Genomic DNA, 19,182 nt, shown 5'->3' on the forward strand with positions numbered 1-19,182 from the left:
CAGCTCAGTCCTTTACGCGGTGGGTCCGCCGAAGATCTCGATCGCCTTGCTTTCGGGCGAAAGAGTCACGATGGCGCGCTTGGTGTCCTTGCGCTTGCCGAAGCCGGCGCGAGTCCGCTTCCGCTTGCCCTGGCGGTTGGCCGTGTTGACGCTGACCACCTTGACGCCGAACACCTTCTCGACCGCGATCTTGATCTGGGTCTTGTTGGCGTCCGGGCGGACGATGAACGTGTACTTGTGGTCCTCGAGCAGCCCGTAGGACTTCTCGGAGATGACCGGCGCGAGCAGGATGTCGCGGGGGTCCGGAATGGCGACCGAACTCACTTCTCGTCACTCCCTTCCGTGACCTCGCCCGACCGCGCGGAAGCCTTGACGGTCTTACCGCGGACGGGGCCGGCGACGAACGCGTCGTACGCGGCCTTGGTGAACACGACGTCGTCGTTGACCAGCACGTCGTAGGTGTTGAGCTGGTCGGCCCAGAGCAGGTGCACCTCGGGCAGGTTCCGCAGGGAAACCCAGCTCAGCTCGTCGGCCCGGTCCAGCACCACGAGCACGCGCTTCGCGGCCGTGACGGCGGCGAGCACGCTCTTGGCGGCCTTGGTCGACGGCTTCTCGCCGGTCACCAGCTCGGTGACGACGTGCAGCTGGCCGGCGCGGGCCCGGTCGGAGAGGGCGCCACGCAGGGCGGCGGCCTTCATCTTCTTCGGGGTGCGCTGGGTGTAGTCGCGCGGCGTGGGGCCGTGCACGACGCCACCGCCGGCGAACTGCGGCGCGCGGGTCGAACCCTGGCGGGCACGACCGGTGCCCTTCTGGCGGTACGGCTTCTTGCCGCCACCGCGAACCTCACCGCGGGTCTTCGTGTCGTGCGTGCCCTGGCGCGCGGCGGCCTGCTGGGCCACCACGACCTGGTGCATGAGCGCGACATTGGCCTGCACGTCGAAGATCTCCGCCGGGAGATCGACCGTGCCGTCGGCTTTACCGGCCGGGGTCTTCAGCTCGACGCTTGTCATTCGGAGTTACCACCCTTCGCGGCGCTGCGCACGAACAGCAGGCCGCCCTTGGGACCGGGCACGGCGCCCTTGATCAGCAGCAGGCCGTCCTCGGCACGCACGGCGTGCACGGTCAGGTTCTGCGTGGTGACCCGGTCGTTGCCCATCCGGCCCGCCATGCGCAGGCCCTTGAAGACGCGGCCGGGGGTGGCGCAGCCACCGATCGAACCCGGCTTGCGGTGCACGGCCTGGGCACCGTGGCTCGCGCCCTGGCCCTTGAAACCGTGGCGCTTCATGACACCCGCGTAGCCCTTGCCCTTGCTGGTCCCGGTCACGTCGACCTCGACGCCGGCGGCGAACACCTCGGCGGTGATCTCCTGACCGACCTCGTAGGTCTCGGCGTCGGTGGTGCGCAGCTCGGCGAGGAACCGGCGCGGGGTCACGCCCGCCTTGTCGAAGTGGCCGGTGCGCGGCTTGTTCACCTTGCGCGGGTCGACCGCGCCGAACGCCAGCTGCACGGCCGCGTAGCCGTCCTTGTCCTGGGTCCGAACCTGGGTGACCACGTTCGGACCGGCCTTGACGACGGTGACCGGGACAACCCGGTTCTGCTCGTCGAAGACCTGGGTCATGCCGAGCTTGGTGCCCAGGATGCCCTTCATCTGCCTGTCAGACATGAGTCTCTTACTCTCCGCCGCTCGCCAGCCGCTACTACTGGATGTTGACGTCGACGCTTGCCGGCAGGTCGATGCGCATGAGCGCGTCGACCGTCTTCGGCGTCGGGTCGAGGATGTCGATCAGACGCTTGTGCGTGCGCATCTCGAAGTGCTCGCGCGAGTCCTTGTACTTGTGCGGCGAGCGGATGACGCAGTAAACGTTCTTCTCGGTGGGCAGCGGCACCGGCCCGACAACCCGGGCGCCGGTGCGCGTGACCGTCTCGACGATCTTGCGCGCCGAGGTGTCGATCGCCTCGTGGTCGTAGGCCTTGAGCCGGATGCGGATCTTCTGTCCCGCCATGGTGGCTGCTCGTTCCTTGTCGTCTCGTGCCGCTATCTCACAAACCCCGGTCGGTGTCGCCACCAGACCATGGGTTTCCGCAGTTCAACGGCCCTGTCCCCGGTCCACGCGGTCGGGCGTGTCGCGCCCGACGCACAGACGGATCCCGCGGGATCGTCGTCTTGCCTGGTCTTCCTCAACGTGAGGAGGCGATGAGCCGGCTGCGCTTTTCCAAGAACACCGTCTCACTGCCCTTGCCCGCTCGCCTCACCCGAAGGAAAGAGCTCCGCGGACCGTGGCCACTCGCACCGAGGCGGCCGGACCCCAAAGGGATCGGCCGCCCCAGGACGAGCAACCAAAATAGTGTCGCACACGTGAGTTGACGCCCTGCACCCGGGGGTGTATTACCCGGGCGCAGGGCGCCTACGTCACTTGATGATCTTGGTGACCTGGCCCGCGCCGACGGTCCGGCCACCCTCGCGGATGGCGAAACGCAGACCCTCGTCCATCGCGACCGGCTGGATCAGCTGGACCGAGATGTCGGTGTTGTCGCCCGGCATGACCATCTCGGTGCCCTCGGGGAGGGTCACGACGCCGGTCACGTCGGTGGTGCGGAAGTAGAACTGCGGGCGGTAGTTGTTGAAGAACGGGGTGTGACGGCCACCCTCGTCCTTCGACAGGATGTAGACCCGGCCCTCGAAGTCGGTGTGCGGGGTGGTGGTACCCGGCTTCACGACGACCTGGCCGCGCTCGACGTCCTCGCGCTTGATACCGCGGACCAGCAGGCCGACGTTGTCGCCCGCCTGGCCCGAGTCGAGCAGCTTGCGGAACATCTCGACACCGGTGACGGTGGTCTTGGTCGACTTCTCGCGGATACCCACGATCTCGACCTCTTCGTTGACGTTGATCTGGCCGCGCTCGACGCGACCGGTCACCACGGTGCCACGACCGGTGATGGTGAAGACGTCCTCGATCGGCATCAGGAACGGCTTGTCGAGCTCACGCACCGGGTCCGGCACGTTGTCGTCGACGGCGGTCATCAGCTCGAGAACGGCCTCGGACCACTTCTCGTCGCCCTCGAGGGCCTTCAGGCCGGAAACGCGCACGACCGGCGCGTCGTCGCCCGGGAACTCCTGCGAGGACAGCAGCTCGCGGACCTCCAGCTCGACGAGCTCGAGGATCTCCTCGTCGTCGACCATGTCGGCCTTGTTCAGCGCGACCACGATGTAGGGCACGCCGACCTGGCGGGCGAGCAGCACGTGCTCACGGGTCTGCGGCATCGGGCCGTCGGTGGCGGCCACGACCAGGATCGCGCCGTCCATCTGGGCGGCACCGGTGATCATGTTCTTGATGTAGTCCGCGTGACCGGGGGCGTCCACGTGCGCGTAGTGACGCTTCTCGGTCTGGTACTCGACGTGCGAGATGTTGATCGTGATACCGCGCTGCTTCTCTTCCGGCGCGTTGTCGATCTGGTCGAACGCCCGCGACTCGTTCAGCTCCGGGTACTTGTCGTGCAGCACCTTGGTGATGGCCGCGGTCAGAGTCGTCTTGCCGTGGTCAACGTGGCCGATGGTGCCGATGTTGACGTGCGGCTTGGTCCGCTCGAATTTCGCCTTCGCCACTGGAATGTCCTCCTGGACTGATTTCGCTTTGTGCTCGTGGGGCGGCGTGGCTGCCGCCCCACGATTGTTCCTTCGTCGGTGCTGCGGACGTTCAGGAGAGTCCCTTAATGCCCGCGAGCGCTGGGGGAGTTACTCCCCCGTCGCCTTCGCGATGATTTCCTTCGCGACGTTCGCGGGAACCTCGGCGTAGGAGTCGAACACCATGGAGTAGTTCGCCCGGCCCTGGGTGCGGGACCGCAGGTCGCCGACGTAGCCGAACATCTCCGACAGCGGGACCAGTGCCTTCACGACACGGGTACCGGACCGCTCCTCCATGGCCTGGATCTGACCACGGCGGGAGTTGAGGTCACCGATGACGTCACCCATGTAGTCCTCGGGCGTGGTCACCTCGACCGCCATCATCGGCTCCAGGATCACCGGGCCGGCCTTCTTCGCGGCTTCCTTCATCGCCATGGAACCGGCGATCTTGAACGCCATCTCCGAAGAGTCGACCTCGTGGTACGCACCATCCAACAGGGTGAACTTCAACCCGACGAGCGGGTAGCCGGCCAGGACGCCGTACTGCATCGCGTCCTGCGCGCCCGCGTCCACCGACGGGATGTACTCCCGCGGCACGCGACCACCGGTCACCTTGTTGTCGAACTCGTAGAGCGCGCCGTCGGTGCGCTCGAGCGGCTCCAGCTTCACGATGACCTTCGCGAACTGGCCGGAACCACCGGTCTGCTTCTTGTGGACGTAGTCGAGCTTGTCGACCGTCTTCTTGATCGTCTCGCGGTAGGCGACCTGCGGCTTGCCGATGTTCGCCTCGACCTTGTAGTCGGACTTCATCCGGTTCACCAGCACCTCGAGGTGCAGCTCACCCATGCCCGCGATGATCGTCTGGCCGGTGTCCTCGTCCAGCTTGACCTGGAACGTCGGGTCCTCTTCGGCCAGCTTCTGGATCGCCAGGGACAGCTTCTCCTGGTCGGCCTTCGTCTTCGGCTCGATCGCGACCCGGATGACCGGCTCGGGGAACGTCATCGACTCCAGCACGATCGGGTTCTGCGGGTCCGCCAGGGTGTCACCCGTGGTGGTGTCCTTCAGCCCGATGACCGCGTAGATGTGGCCGACCTGGGCGTCGTCCACCGGGTTCTCCTTGTTGGAGTGCATCTGGAAGATCTTCCCGATGCGCTCCTTGCGCTCCTTGGTCGCGTTGATGACCTGAGCGCCGGAAGCGACCTTGCCCGAGTAGACCCGGATGTAGGTCAGCTTGCCGAAGAACGGGTGCGCGGCGATCTTGAACGCGAGCGCGGCGAACGGCTCGTCGACCGACGCCTTGCGGGTCGCCACGGTCTCGCCGTCGGGCAGCAGGCCCTCGACGGCCGGGACGTCCAGCGGCGACGGCAGGTAGTCGATCACCGCGTCGAGCATGGGCTGCACGCCCTTGTTCTTGAACGCGGAACCGGCCAGCACCGGGAACGCCGCCCGGGTGATGACGAGCTTGCGGATGCCGGACTTGATCTCGGCCTCGGACAGCTCTTCGCCCTCGAGGAACTTCTCCATCAGGGAGTCGTCGGTCTCGGCGACGGTCTCGACCAGCTTCTCGCGGTACTCCGCGGCCCGGTCGGCCAGGTCGGCCGGGATCTCCTCGACGGTGTAGTCCTCGCCCTTCTGCACCTCGCCGCGCCAGACCAGGGCCTTCATGCGGACCAGGTCGACGACGCCTTCGAAGTCGTTCTCGGCGCCGATGGGCAGCTGGATCGCCAGCGGCTTGACGCCGAGGCGCTCCTCGATGGTGCGCAGGGTGTAGTAGAAGTCCGCACCCAGCTTGTCCATCTTGTTGACGAAGCAGATGCGCGGGACGTCGTACTTGTCCGCCTGCCGCCAGACCTGCTCGGACTGCGGCTCGACACCTTCCTTGCCGTCGAAGACGGCGACCGCGCCGTCGAGCACCCGCAGGTTGCGCTCCACCTCGACGGTGAAGTCGACGTGCCCGGGGGTATCGATCAGGTTGATCTGGTGGTCGTCCCAGAAGGTGGTGGTGGCAGCCGAGGTGATGGTGATACCCCGCTTCTGCTCCTCCTCCATCCAGTCCATGGTGGCGGCGCCGTCGTGGACTTCACCGATCTTGTAGTTGACCCCGGTGTAGAACAGGATCCGCTCGGTGGTCGTCGTCTTGCCGGCGTCGATGTGGGCCATGATGCCGATGTTGCGGACCTTGTTCAGGTCGGTCAGCACTTCACGTGCCACGAGAGTGTTCCCCTGTTCTCAAGCTTGGGGCCCGGCATGGCTTGGTCGACAGCCGGGCGGTCATCACCAGCGGTAGTGCGCGAAGGCCCGGTTGGACTCGGCCATCTTGTGCGTGTCTTCGCGACGCTTCACGGAGGCACCGAGGCCGTTGGAAGCGTCCAGCAGTTCGTTCTGCAGGCGCTCGATCATCGTCTTCTCGCGGCGGGCCTGCGAGAAGGAGACCAGCCAGCGCAGGGCCAACGTGGTGGAGCGGCCCGGCTTGACCTCGATCGGCACCTGGTAGGTGGCACCACCGACGCGGCGGCTCTTCACCTCGATGGTGGGCTTCACGTTGTCGAGGGCGCGCTTCAGCGTGACGACCGGGTCGGTGCCGGTCTTCTCGCGAGCGCCTTCGAGCGCGCCGTACACGATGCGCTCGGCCAGGGACCGCTTCCCGTCCTTCAGCACCTTGTTCACCAGCTGGGTGACCAGCGGGGAGGCGTAGACGGGGTCGGAGATCAGCGGCCGCTTCGGGGCCGGACCCTTGCGGGGCATTAGCTCTTCTCCTTCTTCGCGCCGTACCGGCTGCGCGCCTGCTTGCGGTTCTTGACACCCTGGGTGTCGAGCGAACCGCGGATGATCTTGTAACGGACACCCGGAAGGTCCTTCACACGACCACCGCGCACGAGCACCATCGAGTGCTCCTGCAGGTTGTGGCCCTCACCGGGGATGTAGGCGGTGACCTCGATGCCGCTGGTCAGCTTCACACGCGCGACCTTGCGCAGCGCCGAGTTCGGCTTCTTGGGGGTCGTGGTGTACACGCGAGTGCACACGCCGCGCCGCTGCGGGCTCCCCTTGAGGGCCGCCGTCTTCTGCTTGGCAGCCTTGTCCTGGCGGCCCTTGCGGACCAGCTGCTGGATCGTGGGCAATGGACCAGCTTCCTGTCGTGATCTGCTTCTTCGTGTCTTCACCGGCCCCCGCGGTCGGGCGTGTCGGCCCGCGTCACGGTCTCGCGACCGGTAACTTCCCGGAGGGATTTCCGTCGGAACCCCGACCTGCCGAAGCCGGTGACCGGGTGCCTGAGCACCCCGCCCATGCGCACGGCACGCGGAGCGGCCCGACGCATGCCGGGCACGGTCTCCAAAGATACCCGCCCGGATCCTGGGGGATGGCGGCGGGGGGGTCTGTAGGTCGACGAACCTCCAGCGTACCTCTCAACGCCCCGGGGCTGCGGGACATTCCCACGCCTCGGGTCGCGTCGCTTCGCGCGGTCGTGGGAGGGGGTGGTGTGACGGGTCCCACGGGCCGGGGTCGCGGCCGGGCTGAGGTGCACAACGCGGTGGGGCGGCGGGGCATTCCCGCGCGGTGGGGGCTGGGGTGTTGGAGCGGCTGACCGCGGTTCGCTGCTGCCGCGGCGCTGTTCGGCCGCGGCAGTCATGTCCGCAGGCAGCGGAAGGCTTCGTAGCGGCCAGCGGGCTTTCATGCTCGGCGGCGCGGGCGCCGCACGCAGGCTCCGCCGCGTCCGCCGCGGCGGACCAGCCACCTCCGCAGCCACGGAATCGAGGCCGGCACCGGCGGCGGCCAGCCGGAGCGCGAATCCGCCCCGCGGCCGCCACCGGCGCGGCGGATCCAGCGGCCCGCCGGCCTCAGTCCTCGTCCGGCTTCGCGTGGTCCGGCTTGCCCGGGTTCGGGTCGCGGGACAGGTCGATCAGGGGGTGCACTCCCGCACCCTCCGGCGCCGCGTGGCTGCCCGTCCTCTTCGGTTCCTCGTCCGGGCCTCCGGGCCCTTCGGTGCTGGTCATCACACACTCCTCGCGCGTCGTCCCCTGCTTCCCTCTCGGGCCGAAACCTACCCATTACCCGGTCGGGTGATGCAGTGGGATCGGATCGGCCGTTCCGTGCGTCACAGTGCTGCCGAGGGGTCACGATGGGTGCACCCCAAACCGGAAAGGCGGTGGCATGTCGGGCGAGTTCGAGCACCTGGTGGCCGAGTACGAGCGGTTCCAGGCGGGCGTCCGCCGGGCCGACGACCGGTTCGCCGGGCTGGGTGCCATGCAGCAGCAGCTGACCGAGCTGCGGGCGAGCGCCGCGTCGCCCGACGGGGGTGTCACCGTCGTCACCGGGCCCGGCGGGGCCGTCCTCGACGTCAAGTTCACCGAAGCCGCGCTCGCCAAGGGGCCGCAGGCGCTGTCGGCGACGCTCCTCGCCACGCTGCGGGAGGCCGTCGGCGAGGCCGCGCGGCGGCAGGCCGTGATCGTCGAGGAAAACATGGGCGACGACCTCGGGCTGGTCGACCAGGTGCTGGAGACGCAGGCCGTCGCGTTCGGGACCACCGTCGAGGAACTGCGGGCGAAGCTCACCGAGGAGCCACCGAAAGCCGAGGACTTCTCGGAGCAGCGGGTGCTGCGCCCGGCCGATCCCCCTCCGGCGCCGCCCGCGGCCGGTCCGTCCGCGGGCGACCGCTTCCTGCGCACCCTGTTCGACGAGGAGGACTGATGGGCAGCGGCTACCGGGTCCGGGTGGACGCCCTGCACGAGTACGCCGGCGAGCTGGACAAGTACCGCGAGCAGGGCGCGAAGATCACCGAAAAGGTGACCCAGGCCGACGTCGGCGACAAGTCGTGGGGCGTGGTCGGCCTCTTCACCAAGAGCGGCTACGACGACACCCTGCGCGAGCTGCACACGCTGCTGGCCTCGATCGCGGACGGCCTGGCCTCCGCGCAGGCCAAGCTGACCGACGCGGCCAACGTCTACCAGGGCGTCGAGGACGACCACAAGATCTTCTTCGGCCAGGTCGAGACCCTGCTCGACGGCCCGGGAAAGCACTGAGGGGAACACATGGCCGAGGTCGAAGACGTCGCGAGCGGCATCACCGTCAAGCCGGACGACCCGAAGACCGTGCTCGGGGTCAACGTCGACAACGCGATCAAGTCGACCCCGTTCGCCGGCGGCGCGGTCACCGTCGGGAAGGACGCCGTCTCGGTGACGAAGGCCGTCTTCGCGCCGCAGCCGGACGGTGCCGACATCACCCTCGCGCTCGGCACCATCGCCACCGACACCGCGAGCTTCATCCAGTCGAGCGCGAGCACCATCACCGACATCGCGACCGACCCGCTCGGCTGGCTGGTCGGGCAGGGGCTGAACTTCCTGGTCAACGCGGTCCAGCCGATCCAGGACGCGATCCACTTCGTCAGCGGCGACGGCCCGGCGCTGGGGATCGCGGCGGAGAACTTCGGCGCCATCGCCACCGGGCTGGACGAGCTGGCCCGGAACTTCGCCGAGGTCGCGGACGACTCCCTGAAGGACTGGGAGGGCGACGCGAGCAACGCGGCGAAGACGGCGCTGGGCGAGTTCGCGCACGGCATCGAGGGCGTCGCCGGGAAGTCCGGTGACCTGGCGCGGATGCTGCAGCTCAACAGCATGCTGATGAGCTTCGTCGAGGACGTGATCAAGGCCATCCTCACCGAGTTCGTGACGTGGCTGATCCTGCTGTGGGTGCCGGCGCTGGCCGCCGCGGTGCCGACCTGCGGGGCGTCGCTGTCCGCCGCGGCCCCGGTGACCGAGGTCAAAGCCGCCCAGACCACCGCGAAGACCACCCAAAAGGTCAACAAGCTGCGCGAGCTGCTGCAGAAGGTGCTCGACTGGCTCCGGAAGCTGCAGCAGAAGTTCGCGTCGACGACGCTGGGCAAGTCGCTCACGAAGATCGCGCAGGAGAACGAGGGCAAGGACCTGCTCCAGAAGGCCGCCGGCGACAAGGGCCTGATCGGCAAGCGCTGGGCGAAGGCCTTCGAGAACCCGGTGCTCGACGCCGCCGGCAAGGTCGACTACCAGAAGACGATGCTGAAGGCCGGCGCCACCGAAGCCCTGAAGAAGGGCGGCGAAGCGGCCGTCAAGGGCGTGCTCGGCTACAACCCGGCCAACCCCGGCGACAACCCGGCCAAGACGGTGAACGACCACCTCGGCAAGCTCACCAGCCACGTCAAGAACGCGAAGAAGGCGAGCGGCTACGACGGGACGGGCCGGGACCAGTCCGTCGAGGAGACCCGCGAGGACCTGGACTTCTGACGATGCAGACGCTCTTCACGATCGGCGTTCTGGTGGTCGTGGCCGCGGTCAGCGGCGCGGTCTGGTGGCGGTCGCAGCGCAAGGCCGCGGCGAGCCGTGAGGGCCACTGGTTCAAGGCGCTCGCGGCGGAGCGGGGTGGCACGTTCGGCAGCGGCTCCCCCACCTTCGGGGTCTTTCACCCGACCGGGCGGCCGCTGACGGGGCCGCCCGAGGACCCGTGGGTCGAGTTCCGCCTCGGCGACCGGCCGGTGCTCGCGATCGACACGCGGGAGTCCTACCGGAACTTCGACGACCACATCCACTTCCGCGACCTGCACGTCACCCAGGTGCGCGTCCCGCACGGACCGGAGCTGCGGATCGTCCCCGGCCGTCCGGTGTCGATGCCGACGCTCCCGCCGGACTCGGCGCTCGACGCCGAACTGGCCCGCTGGCTGGCGGCGAACCCGCGCTTCGCGCAGCGCGAGGTGGTGGTCGAGAACGGCGCCGCGCGGACCTGGGGCGCGGGCTGCGCGACCCGGCAGAACGTGCTGGCCGAAGCCGGGTATCTCGCCGACCTGGCCGACCACCTGCCCGCGGCGCTGTGGGACCTCAGCGGCGACGCGTCGTGAGGTGGGTCAGGCCGGCCGAGAGCGCGAACACCAGCCCGAGGCCGACGACGTAGGGGCCGGCGAGCAGGGCGAACCCCGCGCCGATGTTGGCGTCGGGCTGGTCCGAGGTCGCCCGGAAGCCGATCGCACCCACCGCGAGCAGGATCGCCCCGGCGGTGATCAGCACGACGGCGACCACCGTGAGTTTTTTGGTGACGGGCGTCATGCGTTCATGGTGCCCGCCGCGGCGCGGATTCGCCGGACGGCGGCCTCAGCCGAGCCGTCCGGTGCAGGCGGCGACCTCGCCCGGGGCCGACTTCTGCGTGGTCACCACCCGGCCACCGGCCGAGACCCGGCACTCGACCGCGCCGGTCCCTTGCCCGAGCAGCTGCACCGAACCGGGTGCCGCCCACGAGAACTCCTTCCGCCACGGCAGCCGGACGTCGAGTTCCTGGTGGACCAGGCCGAGGCCGTTCGTGTCGTAGACGACCGTCGCCGTACCCGTGCCGGTCAGCTCGTAGGTCACCCGGTAGCCGGACGGCGCCGGCGGGGTCGAGGTGTAGGTCGCCGTCGCCATGATCGTGCGACGGAGGGACCGAGGACAGCGACGGCTCCCCCACCACGGCGACCGGCGGTGCGGCCGCCGGCGGCCCGTCGTCGCCGAGGATGAAGATGCCCGCGGTCACCGCCGCGATGGCGATCACCGCGATGGCGAGCCTGCCCACCAGTTGCCGGTTCATCGGGGACTCCCAGGGGAAGGGGCGGCACTTCACGGGGAAGTGCCGCCCCGGATCGGTCAGAACGAGGGCAGGAGCTTGCCCGGGACGCCGTTGACCGACTGGATCAGGCCGAGCACCGGCACACCCAGCGGCGCGAACGTCCAGATGTTGTTCAGGCCGCTGGTGTCCGGCTCGTCGACCACGACGACACCGGGGGTGCCGGCCGCCAGCGCGGGGGCCGCCGCGCCGAACAGGGCGGCTCCGGCGAGGGCGGCCGCGGCGGTGGCGCGGACGAGGTTCTTCTTCATGGCAGGCACCTTTCAGGAGACGGCGGTGATGAGGTCGAACACGGGCGCGAGCAGGCCGACCGGCTGGCCGACCGGGCCGAGGACGCTGCCGAGGTCGACGCCGGGGACGAGCCAGACCGGGCCCTGCGTCGGGTCGGCACCGGCGACGCCGCCGGCCAGACCGGTCAACGCCGTTGCCGCGGCCAGCGGCAGCAGCACGCGGGCAGCGAGACGCTTCATGTGGTTTTCCTTTCGTGACAAAGGTTTCAGCGGAGAACCGCCGTGATCGGCACGATGGTTCCGTCGGGGACCCACTGGCCCGCGTAGTCGCGGTCCATCACCATTCCGGTGGCGTGGGGTTCGGTGGGATACATCGGCATGGCGTTGACCTGGGCGGCGGCGAAGACCTGCACGTCGCCCGCCGCCCGGTCCGCGCCGAGCCAGGTGCGGAAGCCGCCGAGGGTCGGGCTTTCGCCGCCGAAGCGGTTGCCGACGGCCACGGCGTACCCGACCGCGGCCGCCTCCCGCGGGTCGAACCGCAACGGCAGGGACGCGCTGGCCACGGCGTTGACGATCGGCCCGTTCAGCAGCCACGGCGCCAGGTACAACCCGTACTGGTGGGTGGGTTCCAGTCGCTGCAGCTCGGCCGCCCGCGTCATCGCCGTGTAGCCGGGACCCCAGCCGGAGACGACGAGGAGTGCGGTGTCGGGCCCGGCGTCCGGCCGCACCGGCAAGCCGGTGCGGGCCGCGGTTTCCCGCACCAGCTTCGCGGCCGCGACACCGCGCGGCGAGTCGTCCGAGACCAGCGTGAGGGCCGAGGGTTTCCGGCCGGCCAGGAACTCGACCAGCTTGACCAGCGCTCCCCCGTCCTCCGGCGCCAGCGCGTCGGAGGGGCACGCGGCCAGCACGTCGGCGCGGCCGGCGACCAGGCCGCCGAGTGCCGCCGACGCGCATTCCGGCGCGTCCGCGTCGGCGATCGCCGGGCCGGCCGCGGTGCCCGCGTCGACCTCGACCACCGTCGTCGTGCCGCCGTGCCGGATCTCCAGGTCGCTGCGACCGGGCGGCAGGTCGACGTCGGCCCAGGTGCCCTCGGCGCCGGGCCGGGTGACGGCCTTGGTGATCAGCCCGCCGCGCACGCCGGCGGCGAGGTCGTCGCCCGCGCTCGCCGGGAAGTGGACGACGTTGTGCCCCGGCCGCTGCGGGCTGACCAGCACCGGAAACCCCGGCTCGTCGGCCAGCAGCGGGACGCCCGGTACGGGCAGCGGCGGGGGCGCCGGAAGCGCGCCGAGCGCGCTCCAGGCGAGGAACGCGAGCCCGACGGCGACCGCGCCGGGGCGGTAGGCGCGGGCCCGCAGCACCACCGCGAGCCCGCCTGCCACCACCGGCAGGACCACCAGTGCCACCACCACGAACCCGAAGACCGTCGTGCCCAGCCGCCGGTCGAACCCGAGCCCGGACAACCCGAACCGCGCCGCACCGGCGACGACGAACAGCCCGCCGAGGGTGATCGCGAGCGGCCCCGGCCGGACCGCCGCCGTCGCCACCGGGCCGAACAGCGCGAAGCCGAACCACACGGCCGCCCCGGCGACGAACACCGAGTCGAGCGCGAAGCCGACCCCCGTGCCACCGGCCGAGGTCTCGAGGACGACCAGGGCCAGCAACGCGGCCGACGCCCAGCGCCCGGCCCGCGGCCACCGCAGCAGCAACGGCACGGCGACCGCGAGCACGACGTGCCCGGCGAGCGCGATCGGGTTGAGGTCGACCGCGAACGCCGACAGCACGGCGAGCAGCGCCGACAGCCCGCCGAGGCCGTACAGCGTGAGCTTCCGCGGCCGCGTCAGCTCACCCAGCGGCCGCAGCAGCCCGCCGCCGGCGAGGAACGCCGTGGCCAGCAGCAGGGCCAGCCGGAGCCCGAGCGCCAGGACGTCCACAGTGGACGAACCGGTCGCCGGGTCGTGGTGGTGGTCCATCGGGTTACCTCACGTCCGCGTCCGCGACCACGAACAGCTCGGAGTGCGGCTTGGCGTTGCCGAAGGCTCCGTGCGGCCAGGACTTGCGGTTGAAGTTGATGCCGACCTGGCCGGTGAACTCGTCCCGGAAGTTCGAGTCGACCGACACCTTCCCGTCCGGGCCGAGGTTCAGCAGGTTGACCTTGTGGTCACCGTCCAAACCGGACCGGGCGACGAAGTAGTTCGACACGGCGAGGTGCTGCGGGGTGTCGGTTTCGTGGTAGAAGCCGTCGCTGCCGAGCACGAAGTTGTCGTAGGCGCCCCAGTGCGGGCCCGCACCCGGCGTGCCCGGGTTGATCGGGGCCGCGCCGACGACGGTCGGCAGGTCGCCGCCCCCGCCCTGCTGCGCCTTCGCCTTGGTGTCGATCCGGCCCTCGATGTCCTCGATCCGGTCGCCGGCGTTGACCAGCTTCTGGATGTCGAGCACGTAGACGCCGCCGGTGGTGCCGGGGTCGTCGGCCGAGAGGGTGCCCTTCTGCCGCCCGACGATCGCGCGGTAGAGGTACTTGTCGTCCGGGCTGGTCTGGATCCAGCCGCCGTTGGAGCTGCCGCCGTTCGAGTCGTTGTTCGCGTAGATCGCCTTGTTGGCGGCGCCGTCGTCGAACACCTCGATCCAGTGCGGCTCGGCCGCGGTGATGTCCGGCGTGTAGAACACCGCGCCGCCCTGCATGGTCTGGGCGAAGGCGCCCTTGTGCCCGGGCAGGTTGGTCACGGTGGTCTCCATGACCGCGCGGCTCTCGGCGTGCAGCGGGTCGGCCGGGTCGGCGCGCGGGCCGTCCTGCAGGTAGGACACCGACTTCAGCTTCGGGTGGTTGCGGTCGGAGATGTCCCAGGTCCGCACGGTCGGCCGGCGCAGGTACGGCGACGGCTGCTTCACCGGGTCGAGGATGATGTTGCGTGGCTCGGCGTAGTCGCTGGTGACCAGCGTGTTCAGGTCCTCGCGGGCCTGGATGCCGTGCGGGTTGGCGCAGGTCGGCTTGCCCAGCTGCGGCAGGTTGTCGCAGAGCTTCTGGTTGTCGCCCTGCGGGGTTGCCGCCGGGGACTCGGAAAGCACCTGCGCGTTCTGTCCGAAGTGGACGACTTCGCCGGGGCTGCCCGCGAAGCCGTTGCCGATCTGCGTGGAGCCGTCGGCGTAGGCGTGCGGGCCGGGGACGACCGGGCCGCCCATGTACGTGCCGTACGCGGTGCCGTCCTTGAGCACCCAGTAGGCGTCCGGGACGCTGCCGCCGAGGGTGTTCGTCGGCAGGCTGACGCCCTTGAGCTTCAGCTGCGGCAGCGCGCTGACGTCGAAGGCGTAGGTCGCCGCGGCGAACAGCGCGCCGGCGTAGATGGTGTCGCCCTTGTGCCACACGTACTGCATGTGGTGCGGCTCGTTTTCGACGAGCGGGCCGACGGTGGCGGTGTTGACCACCTTGCCGTAGGTCGGCGAGCCCTGCGTGGCGTCGATGACGGCGAGGAAGTCCGGGCCGGGCAGGGCGTTCTTGATCTTGTTGAGGCCACCGCCGAGCGTGCCCGGCAGGTTCTTGACGTCCTTGACCAGCGTGTCGGCGATGTTCTCGTCACCGGCCCAGACGAGCAGCCACTTCTTCGGCGTGCCGCCCTCCGCGCGGGCGAGATCCTTGGTCACCAGGTGGTTCTGCACCCAGTACTGCTTGCCGTCGGACGCGGTCTTCGCGTCGGTGACGGTCTGGACGTCGGCGTAGGCGCCGGTGGCCGAACCGGTGTAGGTGACAGCGCCGGCCGCGAGGGCGAGAGCGGCGGCGCCGGTCACCACCTTTCGCCACCGGCCCGGGCGCAACAGAGTTGCTCGCATGGGTTCTCCCAGTTCTTTTCACACAGACGGAAACCGTTGGGGCACAACGGAAAGCTGACGTCAGCAAACCTGGACGGGATATTCGCCCCAACCGGGCACCGGGGTCCAGTCGTGATCAAAGAATGAGAAACGACCCGAAAGGGTTAATCTCCCACGAAGTGGGCCGAGTTGACACGCTTCGCTACGCCGAACGGGTGGGCACGACGACTAGACCAACCGGCGGTGTCACGGTTGGTCACAATGGCGCAGCCCCGGCGCCTGAACGCCGGGGCTGGGAGTTATGGATTCGTTATCAAGTGCCGGGAACTTCGGGTCAGAGTTTGGCTCCGCAGTCCGAGCAGAACATCGCGCCGGGCTTGTTGCCCTCGTTCCCGCACCCGCCGCAGGCGACCTTCAGCGCGAGCGACGTCCCGCAGGACGCGCAGAACTTGCCGCCGTCGGCCTTCAGGCCGCAGCCCGGGCACGTCACCTTGGCGCGGGTGTCGATGTCCAGGTCCGCCGTCCAGTTCCTCTCGCGGGCCTGCTCCCAGATCTGGTCGCGCTGGGCCGAGGCCTGGGCGCGCGAGATTTCTTCGGCGACGCTCGGCGAGCAGCGCAGGCACTGGCCGATCTCCTCGTTCCAGCACTGGTCGTGGCACATCCAGTCGCCGCAGCCGCGGCACTGCCGGAAGCTCGGGGTGATCTCCTCGACCGCCGCCGCGAGGGCGCGGTCCTTGGCCGGGGAGTTCGTCGCGCGGTCGTAACGCCACTGGTCGGCCGAATTGCTCAGGTCGCGCAGGGTCCCGCCGAAGAAGGAGCCCACCGCGCGGAGCACGCTGCGGCCCGTCTCGACGTTGTCGCGCCGGAAGGCCGAGCGGAAACCGTTGCCGCAGCGTTCACAGCGGAACTCGAACTGGTACCCCTGCAGGTTCGAGAGGTCCGAGAAGTTGTCCGTGAAGGGCACAGAGTCAGCCACGGCCCATTCTCGCCGGGCCGCCGCGGCCGAGGTGAGGAGAGTTTTGCCGACAACGGCCCGGCTACCGGCCGTCACGGGCGGCGCGAACGCCGGCGGCAGCAGGGCCGGCCGTCCGACGGCTTCCTGCACGTGACCACCTCCGAAGGCTGGTCCTGACCGAAGGGCTGCCCGGAAGGCGGCTGCTCGCCCGGGGCCGAGCTGGTAGACGAGAGGGATGCCGATCTTGACTCGCCGGATGCGTGCGCTCGCCGTCACCCTCGCCGCCTCGGCCACCCTCGTCGTCCCCGCCACCGCCTCGGCCACGCCGCGGGCTTTCGTCGCGCTCTCCGATGTCGCGCCGACGATTCTGCAGGACATCCGCTACGACACGCGGCACAACTTCGTCGGCCGCCGCATCGACGGGTACCGCCAGCCGCTGTGCATCCTCACCCGGCAGGCCGCCGAAGGGCTGCGGAAGGCGCAGGCGCAGCTGGTCCGGCAGGGCTACACGCTCAAGGTGTACGACTGCTACCGGCCGCAGCGGGCCGTCGACCACTTCGTGCGGTGGGCCAAGGACCTCGCGGACGAAAAGATGAAGGCGGAGTTCTACCCGAACGTCGCCAAGGACCGGCTCTTCGCCGACGGGTACATCGCCGAGAAGTCCGGGCACAGCCGCGGCAGCACGATGGACCTCACGCTCGTCCGCCTCCCGCCGCGGTTCCAGCGCCCCTACGTCCCGGGCGAGCCGCTCGTGCCGTGCTTCGCGCCGCGGGAGCAGCGCTTCCCGGACAACACCGTCGATATGGGCACCGGCTACGACTGCTTCGACCCGCTCGCCCACACCGACAACCCGGCGATCACCGGCGTCGCCCGGCAGCACCGGGACCTGCTGCGCTCGACGATGGCCGCGGCCGGGTTCCGGAACCTGCCCGAGGAGTGGTGGCACTTCACGCTGAACGGCGAACCGTTCCCGGACACCTACTTCGACTTCCCGGTGTCCCGGGGCAGCCTGCACTGAACCGAAAGCGGCGCCCCGCGGTCCACTGTGGACCGCGGGGCGCCGTTGGGTCGTGTCAGGCCGAGCGACGGCGGCGGGCGCCGAACACCAGGCCGCCACCGAGGGCGAGGGCCAACAGCGCCAGCGCGCCGAGGCCGAGCGCGTCGACACCGGTGCTGGCGAGGCCGGAGCCGCTGCCCTGGCCGCCGCCGGTGCCGCCGGGCGCGCCGGTGGTCGAGGTCGGGGCACCGGCGGTGCAGTCGGCCGGGCTGACCGGCACGACCGGGAGCGGCGCGTCCCCTTCCTCCAGGTCGATCCCGACCCGGGACTCCGACGAACCCCGCACGTCGAGGTTGGTCGGGTTCTCGTACTTGACCTTCAAGCCCTTCGGCGGCAGCAGGTACAGCCGGTACTCGGGCCCGGCCACCAGGTCGTGGAACTCGAAGTGCCCCTTCGCGTCGGTCGTCTGCTCACCGGTGACCGGGCAGTGCTGGTCGGACACCAGGACGACCTTGACCCCGGGGACGCCCTGGTCCCCCTGCTTCACGTCGCCCACGACGGACCCCTTGGCCCCCGGCACCGCAGCCCGGGCCGCGGCCTGCGCGTGGTTCTCGGTGTCGACTTCGGCATAGCCGAAATCACAGGCGGCGGCCACGTAACCACGGTCGAAGGCGGCCTTCGGCACCGTTTCGGACACGTCGAACGTCCGCGTCTGCCCCGGCGCGATCGTCACGCCGTCCGCGGCGAGCTCGCCCCACCCCGGGCCGCGGCCGTTCAGGATGTAGCCGTTGCCGACGCGGTTGCACGCGGCGACGATGCCGGTGAGCGGGATCGGTCCGGAGTTGGAGAGCGTCACGGTCACGTGCGCGAGGTCGCCGACCTGGTAGCTGTCCTGGGTGAAGGCCATCGAAGCCTTCAGCGCGCCGTTCAGCGGCGGAGTTCCGCGGACGACCAGGTTCGTGTCCGGTCCGACCTGGACGTTCCGGAACGGGAACAGCCAGCCGTCGACGACGTCGCCGCCGAAGTAGTACTTGGCCGCCGGGATCTCACCGAAGTCGAAGCGGCCGTCCTTGCCGCTCGTGGCCTTGAAGGTGAGTCTGCTGTACCGCAGGGTAAGCGTGATGCCGGTCAGCTCCTCGCCCGCGTCGAGCTTCCCGTTGCCGTTCGCATCGCCGTACACGACGCCGGCCGGGTGCCCAGGTGTCTTCCGGAGCTTGATCGAGAGGCTGAAACTCGGGGCGACGCCGTGACCGTCCTTGTCGTACACGAAGCCGCGCAGGATCGCGTGGTCCTGGCTGATGTCCTGCAGCTGGCCGACGACCGCCTGGGTGAAGGTCTCTCCCGGCTGCAGCGTCACCCCCGGCTTCCCGCTGAGCGGGCCCCAGCCGTCGATGAACGGGACCACGAGGTCGTCCGGCTTGTCGAAGAACTGGACGATCTGCAGCCCTTCGACCGGCACGCTGCGCGGGTTGTGGATCTTGATGCCGAAGTGGACGTCCTCGTTGGTCGGGTAGGACTCCGCGAGGTCGAACGACACGTCGAGATCCGGCTGCAGAACGGGATCGTCCTGCGGCTGGGCCGCCGCGGGCTTGCTCTCCGGCTGGGTGGAACTCGGCGCCGGCGCCTCCGGAGCGGTCGGCGCCTCCGATGTGGACGGCGCGGCCGAAGTCGGCGTCGCGGTGGCCTCCGGTGCCGGGTCCGCGGCCGCCGGGCCGGCGAAGACGCTGGTCAGCACCGCGGCGGCCGTCAACGCGGCGAAACCGCGCGCGAGAGATCTCGCGCTTCTGGATGTGTTCACGAACAGTCACCCCTGATTACCCGATGAAACGCGCAAAGCCCCCGAACCGCGTGAACCGGCTCACTCTAGCGGTATTCGGGGCGGGTGAATACCTGATCAGGGTGACAAAAGGGGAAAGGCCCCCGCCGGAAACCCGGCGAGGGCCTTTCCCTTCGAATCAGC

General features: G+C 69.8%; 22 protein-coding genes. 5 read left to right on the forward strand and 17 right to left on the reverse strand.

Features of this window, described 5'->3' with window-relative positions; all coding sequences use genetic code 11:
- Positions 1 to 12 precede the first annotated feature (12 nt).
- The 9 genes from rplW to ABZX11_RS06820 form a co-directional block, all read right to left on the reverse strand.
- A complete protein-coding gene (rplW, locus tag ABZX11_RS06780; protein ID WP_003102087.1) occupies positions 13 to 324 on the reverse strand; it encodes a 50S ribosomal protein L23 in 312 nt (103 codons plus the stop codon).
- The gene (rplD, locus tag ABZX11_RS06785) at positions 321 to 1,010 is read right to left on the reverse strand and encodes a 50S ribosomal protein L4 (protein WP_176173273.1); all 690 of its coding nucleotides are present in this window, start codon (positions 1,008 to 1,010) and stop codon (positions 321 to 323) included. The genes rplW and rplD overlap by 4 nt, the downstream gene beginning before the upstream one ends.
- On the reverse strand, positions 1,007 to 1,663 hold the full coding sequence (gene rplC, locus ABZX11_RS06790; protein WP_003102093.1) for a 50S ribosomal protein L3: 657 nt from the start codon (positions 1,661 to 1,663) through the stop codon (positions 1,007 to 1,009). The genes rplD and rplC overlap by 4 nt, the downstream gene beginning before the upstream one ends.
- 34 nt (positions 1,664 to 1,697) lie before the next feature.
- Positions 1,698 to 2,003, reverse strand: coding sequence for a 30S ribosomal protein S10 (gene rpsJ, locus ABZX11_RS06795; RefSeq protein WP_003102098.1), 306 nt, complete (start codon positions 2,001 to 2,003; stop codon positions 1,698 to 1,700).
- Between the two features lie 407 nt (positions 2,004 to 2,410).
- Positions 2,411 to 3,604, reverse strand: coding sequence for an elongation factor Tu (gene tuf / locus ABZX11_RS06800; protein WP_091304691.1), 1,194 nt, complete (start codon positions 3,602 to 3,604; stop codon positions 2,411 to 2,413).
- 129 nt (positions 3,605 to 3,733) lie between these two features.
- Positions 3,734 to 5,833 carry an elongation factor G gene (fusA, locus tag ABZX11_RS06805; RefSeq protein WP_176173274.1) on the reverse strand — a complete coding sequence of 700 codons (2,100 nt, stop codon included), beginning with the start codon at positions 5,831 to 5,833 and terminating at the stop codon, positions 3,734 to 3,736.
- 63 nt (positions 5,834 to 5,896) lie between these two features.
- Positions 5,897 to 6,367: a 30S ribosomal protein S7 gene (gene rpsG, locus ABZX11_RS06810; RefSeq protein WP_003102106.1), complete on the reverse strand. Its 471-nt coding sequence runs from the start codon at positions 6,365 to 6,367 to the stop codon at positions 5,897 to 5,899.
- Entirely contained in the window at positions 6,367 to 6,741 is a 375-nt protein-coding gene (gene rpsL, locus ABZX11_RS06815) for a 30S ribosomal protein S12 (protein WP_003102113.1), read from the reverse strand. The genes rpsG and rpsL overlap by 1 nt, the downstream gene beginning before the upstream one ends.
- A gap of 717 nt (positions 6,742 to 7,458) precedes the next feature.
- Entirely contained in the window at positions 7,459 to 7,614 is a 156-nt protein-coding gene (locus ABZX11_RS06820; RefSeq protein ID WP_176169278.1) for a hypothetical protein, read from the reverse strand.
- Between the two features lie 157 nt (positions 7,615 to 7,771).
- On the opposite strand from ABZX11_RS06820, the gene ABZX11_RS06825 reads away from it, so the two are divergent.
- Genes ABZX11_RS06825 through ABZX11_RS06840 form a run of 4 tightly spaced genes read left to right on the forward strand, consistent with a single transcriptional unit; the run spans position 7,772 to position 10,484 of the window.
- Positions 7,772 to 8,308 carry a YbaB/EbfC family nucleoid-associated protein gene (locus ABZX11_RS06825; RefSeq protein WP_354910545.1) on the forward strand — a complete coding sequence of 179 codons (537 nt, stop codon included), beginning with the start codon at positions 7,772 to 7,774 and terminating at the stop codon, positions 8,306 to 8,308.
- Positions 8,308 to 8,640, forward strand: a complete 333-nt coding sequence (locus ABZX11_RS06830; protein WP_354910546.1) for a hypothetical protein — start codon at positions 8,308 to 8,310, stop codon at positions 8,638 to 8,640. The genes ABZX11_RS06825 and ABZX11_RS06830 overlap by 1 nt, the downstream gene beginning before the upstream one ends.
- A 9-nt stretch (positions 8,641 to 8,649) precedes the next feature.
- A complete protein-coding gene (locus ABZX11_RS06835; protein ID WP_354910548.1) occupies positions 8,650 to 9,876 on the forward strand; it encodes a hypothetical protein in 1,227 nt (408 codons plus the stop codon).
- Positions 9,877 to 9,878: 2 nt separating this feature from the next.
- A complete protein-coding gene (locus tag ABZX11_RS06840; RefSeq protein ID WP_354910551.1) occupies positions 9,879 to 10,484 on the forward strand; it encodes a hypothetical protein in 606 nt (201 codons plus the stop codon).
- On the opposite strand, the gene ABZX11_RS06845 is transcribed toward ABZX11_RS06840, so the two are convergent.
- The 7 genes from ABZX11_RS06845 to ABZX11_RS06875 form a co-directional block, all read right to left on the reverse strand.
- Entirely contained in the window at positions 10,465 to 10,689 is a 225-nt protein-coding gene (locus ABZX11_RS06845; RefSeq protein WP_176173278.1) for a hypothetical protein, read from the reverse strand. The genes ABZX11_RS06840 and ABZX11_RS06845 overlap by 20 nt on opposite strands.
- Positions 10,690 to 10,734: 45 nt before the next feature.
- On the reverse strand, positions 10,735 to 11,040 hold the full coding sequence (locus ABZX11_RS06850; RefSeq protein WP_354910554.1) for a hypothetical protein: 306 nt from the start codon (positions 11,038 to 11,040) through the stop codon (positions 10,735 to 10,737).
- Positions 11,041 to 11,259: 219 nt separating this feature from the next.
- Complete coding sequence (locus ABZX11_RS06855) at positions 11,260 to 11,490, reverse strand: hypothetical protein (protein WP_354910556.1); 231 nt, start codon at positions 11,488 to 11,490, stop codon at positions 11,260 to 11,262.
- Positions 11,491 to 11,502: 12 nt separating this feature from the next.
- Positions 11,503 to 11,709, reverse strand: coding sequence for a hypothetical protein (locus tag ABZX11_RS06860; protein ID WP_354910559.1), 207 nt, complete (start codon positions 11,707 to 11,709; stop codon positions 11,503 to 11,505).
- 26 nt (positions 11,710 to 11,735) lie between these two features.
- Positions 11,736 to 13,439 (reverse strand): hypothetical protein, encoded by a 1,704-nt coding sequence (locus ABZX11_RS06865; protein WP_354910562.1) that lies wholly within the window; start codon positions 13,437 to 13,439, stop codon positions 11,736 to 11,738.
- A gap of 4 nt (positions 13,440 to 13,443) precedes the next feature.
- On the reverse strand, positions 13,444 to 15,291 hold the full coding sequence (locus ABZX11_RS06870) for a hypothetical protein (RefSeq protein ID WP_354910565.1): 1,848 nt from the start codon (positions 15,289 to 15,291) through the stop codon (positions 13,444 to 13,446).
- 313 nt (positions 15,292 to 15,604) lie between these two features.
- Complete coding sequence (locus ABZX11_RS06875) at positions 15,605 to 16,246, reverse strand: zinc ribbon domain-containing protein (protein ID WP_354910567.1); 642 nt, start codon at positions 16,244 to 16,246, stop codon at positions 15,605 to 15,607.
- Positions 16,247 to 16,460: 214 nt separating this feature from the next.
- Here ABZX11_RS06875 and ABZX11_RS06880 point away from each other — a divergent pair, with 214 nt between their 5' ends.
- Positions 16,461 to 17,243, forward strand: coding sequence for a M15 family metallopeptidase (locus ABZX11_RS06880; RefSeq protein ID WP_176173284.1), 783 nt, complete (start codon positions 16,461 to 16,463; stop codon positions 17,241 to 17,243).
- 55 nt (positions 17,244 to 17,298) lie between these two features.
- Here ABZX11_RS06880 and ABZX11_RS06885 read toward each other — a convergent pair whose 3' ends face one another.
- Positions 17,299 to 19,020 (reverse strand): hypothetical protein, encoded by a 1,722-nt coding sequence (locus ABZX11_RS06885; protein ID WP_354910569.1) that lies wholly within the window; start codon positions 19,018 to 19,020, stop codon positions 17,299 to 17,301.
- Positions 19,021 to 19,182: the final 162 nt, after the last annotated feature.

The sequence above is a fragment of the Amycolatopsis sp. NPDC004169 genome, from assembly GCF_040610315.1.
GTDB lineage: Bacteria > Actinomycetota > Actinomycetes > Mycobacteriales > Pseudonocardiaceae > Amycolatopsis.